Source organism: Pseudomonas flavocrustae (assembly GCF_029872515.1).
Lineage (GTDB): Bacteria > Pseudomonadota > Gammaproteobacteria > Pseudomonadales > Pseudomonadaceae > Chryseomonas > Chryseomonas aestiva.
This window is the reverse complement of sequence record NZ_JAPDIQ010000012.1, coordinates 133660-139836: the sequence shown is the minus strand read 5'-3', so window position 1 is coordinate 139836 and position 6177 is coordinate 133660. Positions and strand designations below refer to the sequence as shown.

The following is a 6177-nucleotide window of genomic DNA, read 5'->3' as shown; positions in this document are numbered from 1 at the left end:
CAGGGCACCGTGGGGGCCGGGGTGGGTGGCGGTTCGGTAAAGGACTCAGGCACCAGCTCGGCGAAGGCCTCGGCGTCCAGTTCGCTGTCGGCGCCCGCGGCTGGCGCCTTGCGCGCGACCGGTTTGGCGGCGGCAGCCTTGCGTGCGGGCGGCTTGACGCTCAGGCCACCCTGCTCGTCGGCGAAGGGATCGTCGTCCTCGGCCTCAGCCACTTCCGCCTTGGGCGGCTTGGGCGGGACCAGGCGACTCTGCAGCTGGCGAGCCAAGTCGCCCAGTTCGTCGAGACGGCCGGCGCCCGGTGCGGGGTCATCGGGATCGCGCAGCCAGACGCGCAGTTCCAGCAGCGGAATCGACAGCTGACGACCGAGCCGCAGGCTGAGAATCAGCGTGAGCGCCAGCAGGATCAGGCCCAGCAGGCCCATGTTCTGCAGGCTGATCATCATCGGCTGCTGGAACTGGTCCATGTCCAGCGCCAGGCGCACCTGACCGGCGGTGACGTCCTGGAAGCGGATCGGCGTGCTGTAGATGCCATCGGTGGCGGTCAGCAGGCCCTGGCTCGGGCGCGTGCCGGACTCGGCCAGCACGCGGTTGTCCGGGCTGTAGACCGCGGCATGGGCCACCAGCGGATTGCGCGCCAGGTTGCTCAGCAGCACGTTGAGGCTGAGATTGTCGTTGGCCACCAGCAATTCGGCGGCGGAATTGGCCGTCTGGGTCACCAGGCTCTGGCCGACGGCGTCGGCCTGCTGCTGCATGGCATGGCGGAACTGCATGCTCATGATGCCGGCATAGATCACCAGGGCAGCCGCCACCAGCAGCAGGCTGTGGGAAACGATGCGCAAGGCCACCGGCACACGACGCTGGCGCAGGGCTCGGTAGATCAGCAGGAAGAAATTATCGGGCTTGACGGTCGCGGGGCGGGTCACAGAAATCGTTTCTTTGGACAAAAAATGTGCGGCCAGTATAACCAGCGCGCCAGGGGTGCGAAAACGGCGAATGCAGGGCTTCGCCCGCAAAAGAGGCCGGCGGTGGACTCACTCCGCCAGCCGGTGCCCGCGGCTCGGCACCGCCGAGGCGAAAGGGTAGACTGCGCGCTTTTCCGCGAGGGGATCGCCATGCAAGACGTTATCGGACTCCAGGCCGTGGGCATCCTGCCCGCCGACTGGTTGGCTGCTCTCACCGGCGCCCTGGCCGCGGCCGGTGCCCGGCTGGAATCGCTGCAGCAGCAGGGTCTGGACAACAGTGCCGCGGTGACCCTGCTGGTCAGTCCGGCGAGTGCCGGCGCGGCGCTGGGGCAGGCGCTGCAGGCCCTGGGTCTGCAGGTGGCGCCCCTGGCGCAGCCCGCACCGGAGACCGGCGAAGCCCATGTCCTGACGCTGATGGGCCGCGCCCTGGCTGATCTGCCGCTGACCCGCCTGGCCGCGCTGTGCCGCGAGCAGGGCCTGAACATCCACGCCATCCGCGCCCTGAGCGAACCGGGCGCGACCGAACGGGCCGCCCTGGAGCTGCGCGTCACCGGCGAGCCGCACGAACCCCAGGCGCTGCGCGCGGGCCTGCTGGCGCTGGCCCAGGAAGGCCAGGCCGACATCGGCTGGCAGCCGGATGAGCTGCAGCGTCAGCATCGCCGGCTGGCGGTGTTCGACATGGACAGCACCCTGATCCAGGCCGAGGTCATCGACGAGCTGGCCAAGGCCGCCGGTATCGGCGAGCGGGTCGCGGCCATCACCGAGCGTGCCATGCGCGGCGAGATCGACTTCCGCGCCAGCTTCACCGAGCGCATGGCGCTGCTGCAGGGCCTGTCCGAAGAGGTGCTGGAGGACATCGGTGCCGGGCTGCGCCTGACCGAGGGGGCCGAGCGGCTGTTCGCCGAGCTGAAGCGGCTGGGCTACAAGACCGCCATCCTTTCCGGCGGCTTCACCTACTTCGCCCGCCAGGTGCAGGCACGGCTGGGCATCGACTACGTCTATGCCAACGAATTGGAGATCGTCGACGGCAAGCTGACCGGTCGCGCCGTCGAGCCCATCGTCGATGCCCAGCGCAAGGCCGATCTGCTGCAGGAACTGGCCAGCCGTGAAGGCTTGACGCTGGAGCAGACCATCGCCGTGGGCGATGGCGCCAACGACCTGCCGATGCTGGCCCTGGCCGGTCTGGGCGTGGCCTTCCGCGCCAAGCCGCTGGTGCGCCAGTCCGCGCGCCAGTCGGTGAGCGTGCTGGGCCTGGATGGCGTGCTCTATCTGCTCGGCGTGGAAGATCGCCTGACCCGCGGTTGAGTCCGCGCGCTACGAATTCCAGGCCAAGCCCTAGTGCTCGGCCTGGAATTCGTAGTCCATCGCCTGACTGGGCTCCTGCAGGTAGTAGCCCTGGATGAAGTGCACCCCGACCTGCCAGAGCTGGGCCAGCACGCTGGCGCTCTCGACGAAGGGGGCGATGGTCTGGACGTTCTGCGCGCTGAGTTCGGCGACCAGTGCCTTGAGGCGCTCCTGATGGTCCGGTTGCGCCAGGTCCTTGATCAGCTTGCCCGACAGCTTGACGTAATCCGGTACCAGCAGGCGCAGCGCCGCCAGCGGCGGATCGCCGGCGGCAAAACCGCTCAGGGTGACCGGATGACCCTGGCGACGTAGCCGCTGCGCCATGGCCAGGGCCTGCTCCGGCTGGGCCAGCAGGTCTTCTTCGCTGAGCTGGAAGATCACCGCCTCGGCGTCCAGCTGCTGCGCCTGCAGGGTTTCCCGCAGCCAGGACAACAACTCCAGATCGCCCAGGGTCGCCCCCGAAAGATGCACGAAGATGCGCGTGCCATGACCGCGGGCGCGGTGCTCGCCGAGCTGGCGCATGGCCTGGTGGATCACCCAGCGATCGATCTGGCCGCTCAGGCCGCTGTCGCGCGCGGTGCGGGCGAATTCGGCCGGTGAGACCTCTTCACCCTGGGGATTGATCAGGCGCAGCAGCGCCTCGTAGTACTCGTGGCTGCCGCCGCGCAGGCTGATCACCGGCTGGAACAGCAGGCGGAAGCCGTTCTGCTGCAAGGCCTGCTTGACCATCGCCACCAGATTGCCGCGATTGGCGGCGGCGGCCAGCTCTTCCTGGGGATCGTAGCGTTTGCAGGCATTGCCGCCGCGCTGGGCGACCTGGCGCGCGGAGCGGTGCGCGCGGTCCACCAGGTCGCCGGCGCTCTTGGTATGGCTGTCCAGGCTGACCACGCCGATGGAATAGCTGATGGCCAGGGTGCGCCCGGCCAGGGTCAGCGGCTGGCGCTCCTGACGGCCGAGCAGGCGCTCGAAGGCACTGTCCAGGCTGGCGTCGGCCGCCTGCGGCAGGAGGGCGGTAAAGGCGTCGTCGGCGAAGCGCGACAGGGTCACCAGGTTGCCGAAATGCTCGCGCAGGCGCTCGGCCAGGACCACCAGCAATTCGTCCATGGCGCCTATGCCCAGCTCGGCCACCAGGGTCGGATAGCGATCGATGCTGAGGTAGGCGAAGCTGGCCGGCGCACCGAGCCGAGCGCGTTCCAGGGCATCCTCGAGCAATTCGAGCATGCGGCTGCGATTGAGCAGACCGGTCAGGATGTCCTGGAAGCGCACCTCGCGCAGCTGTTCCTCGAGGGCCTCGGCGCCCGGGGCCGCGCGTTCCTCGCGCAGGTGCAGCTGCACGCAGGGTTCGTCGAGATAGATGGCCGGCGTCAGGCGCAGGCGCACACCAAGGGTGCTGCCGTCCTGGCGAACGCAGCGGCAATCCAGTTCGAGCGGGCGGGGATCGTCGCGCAACTGGCGAAAGGCCTCGCGCAGCGCCGGCTGGTCGGCGGCGGCGATGAGGTCCATCAGCGGAGTGATTTCGAGGTCTTCCGCGGACGGATAGCCCAGCAGCTCCACATAGGCCGAGTTGACGTGAATATGCAGGCCGTCGTGGACATAGGCGACCGCTTCCACGGCGTTGGCCAGCAGCAGCTGGCAGCGCTGCTCGGCCTCGGCCAGGGCCTGTTCCAGGCGCCGGCGCTCGTGGCGCTCGGCCAGGTTGCCGAGTTCGCGCAGACTGGCCAGCAGCAGGTGTTCGTCGTTGTCGCTGGCGATGCCGTCGCGGGCGCCCAGGCGCAGGGCGTCGAGCACCGCCGCGGGATCGTCCGGTGCCACCCGCTGGATGACGGCGAGCTGGGGTATCCGGCGGCGCAACTGGCGCAGGGCGGCCAGGCTGTCGAGTTCCGGCGAGGGGGGGGCGAGGATGGCGAGGTCCCAGGACTGGGACAGCAGTTCGTCGAGACCCGCGGGGTCGGCCAGGCGCTGGGCCCGCGTCGCCCGTCCGGCATTGCGGAACAGGCTGACCAGGCGTTCCGCCTCGTTCTGCGATGCTTCGAGCAGTAACAGGCGGATCGCGCTGTGTTCGGCGGCCATGGTCTATTCGCGCCCTGGCGATAACGATGATTCAGCGAAGCTACAGAGACTTCCACAGCGAGTCAAAGTCTTCTTCCTGACGCGCGCCGCCGCCAGCGGATCCGCCGCTGGGCTGCGTACCGCTCTGCTCCAGCAGGTGATATTCGAAGACGCTGAAGCTGACCGTCATGCTGCGCCGCCGGTCGAGCATGCCGCGCTGCTCGTTGCCCTGCTGATTGATCTGCACCTTGCTGCCTTCCTGGAAGGGCAGTCGCGGCGCGATCAGCGTCGGCGCCTGGTCGATGGCCTTGATCTCCGGCAGGAGCAGGGCACGCAGGTACTGACTGTTCTGCTCGGCCTTGCGCAGCAGCTGCAGTCCACAGGGGCGCGCGGTGGGCGCCAGCAGTTCGACGCCCATCTGGGTCCCGCTGCCCGGCACCTGGCGGACCCAGCGCACCACCGCCGGGCCCCAGTTGTGATCCTCGGGCAGGCGCACGCCGAGCAGTTCGCCGGCCTGCAGTTGCTCGGGCACCTCGCCACTCCAGCTCAGGCAATAGCCGCCCGGACTGTGATTGACCACCTGCACCGCATGGATCGGAAAGGCGGGACTGGCTGCCTCGCCGTCACCGGGCAGGACGTCGTAGTGGATCTCTTCCAGGTTCTCGGCGCTCCAGTCCAGGGCGTCGGGTGTCTGGGTGTCGGCGTCGAAGGCCAGCGACCAGACGTCGTCCTTAGGCTTGGGTGCAAAGGTCTCTGGCGCGGATACGGCCGACAGGCGCAGGGTGTCGGCGAACACCTGACCACCCGAGAGCTGGTAGTGCAGGGCGCTCATGCCGATGCAGACCTGCACCTGACCCTGGCCGGGCATGCGCTGGAAGGCGCGATCCGCCTCCTGGCCCCAGGCCCCGACGAGGTGTTGCAGCAGATCCAGGGACAGATCACCGTGCACCGGCAGGCGCGCGCGGGGGCGCTGCTCCGGGGCCAGCGCCAGGTAGTCTTCGATGGCCTGCACCAGTTGTTGCGGGGCGAGGCCGAGAAGACCGCTGAGATTGGCTTCGCGCAACAGCGAGCGATAGCGCGGCGGGGCGTCGATCTGCGGCGCCACCACCATCAGGGTGCCGTTCTGCTCGGGACCTTGCAGGCGGATCAGGCTGGCCCAGTCGTCCAGGTGCAGCGTCAGCTGGGCGATGTGGCTCTGGCGCAACTGGTTGCAGCGCGCGGCGCCGAACAGCAGGGCGGCGCCATAGGCCTGGGTGATGGTCTGGCTGCCGTCGCCGGGCAGCAGTTCATCGCGAATCTTCTGGTTGTGCAGGCCGGTGGTCACCGCCAGCCGATAGAGCTGGTGCAGCTCCAGCCAGAGGTTGTCGTGCACCGGGGTGTAGAGCTGGGCGGCGCGGATCAGCGGCCCGAGCAGGGCGCGCAGGGCGCGCTGGATGGCGGTCGCCAGCAGCGTGCTGCGTTCGCCACGGTCGCTTTCCTCGACCACGATCAGCTTGTAGCCGGCCGCCAGCAGGTTCTGCAGGGCCTGGCAGAGATTGGCCACCTTGCGCGAACGCTCGTCGAGCACGATGGCCTGGTTGAGCACATGGCGTTCGAGCAGCTGGCAGACCCGCTGCACGTCCGGGCGCAGGGATTCGAGCAGGCGCAGACGCGCTTCCGGCGTCAGGATCAGCCGATTGAGTTCCAGCAGACCCTGGTAGAGCAGCCGGGCGAACTCGCCCAGCTTGGCCCGCGGCAATTGCTCCAGCCAGCGCTTGAGGCCGGCCGGCGTGGCGTCACAAAACGTCAGGCTGCGCTGATCGGGTGTCGGTACCCGCAACAT

General features: G+C 68.9%; 4 protein-coding genes. 1 reads left to right on the top strand and 3 read right to left on the bottom strand.

The features are described 5' to 3' along the window. Positions 1-923, bottom strand: a 923-nt coding sequence (locus OMP44_RS21950; protein ID WP_280311246.1) for an AhpA/YtjB family protein, incomplete at its 3' end; no start/stop codon positions are given. A 189-nt stretch (positions 924-1112) separates the two neighbouring features. Between OMP44_RS21950 and serB the strand changes: the two genes are divergently transcribed. Further along, positions 1113-2267, top strand: a complete 1155-nt coding sequence (gene serB, locus OMP44_RS21945; protein WP_273862765.1) for a phosphoserine phosphatase SerB — start codon at positions 1113-1115, stop codon at positions 2265-2267. A gap of 30 nt (positions 2268-2297) precedes the next feature. On the opposite strand, the gene OMP44_RS21940 is transcribed toward serB, so the two are convergent. Next, on the bottom strand, positions 2298-4376 hold the full coding sequence (locus tag OMP44_RS21940; RefSeq protein WP_280311243.1) for an EAL domain-containing protein: 2079 nt from the start codon (positions 4374-4376) through the stop codon (positions 2298-2300). Between the two features lie 40 nt (positions 4377-4416). Further along, positions 4417-6177: a molecular chaperone gene (locus tag OMP44_RS21935; RefSeq protein WP_280311241.1), complete on the bottom strand. Its 1761-nt coding sequence runs from the start codon at positions 6175-6177 to the stop codon at positions 4417-4419.

Coding starts and splice junctions, on each gene's coding strand:
- serB (WP_273862765.1), top strand. CDS start 1,113: ATGCAAGACGTTATCGGACTCCAGGCCGTGGGCATCCTGCCCGCCGAC.
- OMP44_RS21940 (WP_280311243.1), bottom strand. CDS start 4,376: ATGGCCGCCGAACACAGCGCGATCCGCCTGTTACTGCTCGAAGCATCG.
- OMP44_RS21935 (WP_280311241.1), bottom strand. CDS start 6,177: ATGTTGCGGGTACCGACACCCGATCAGCGCAGCCTGACGTTTTGTGAC.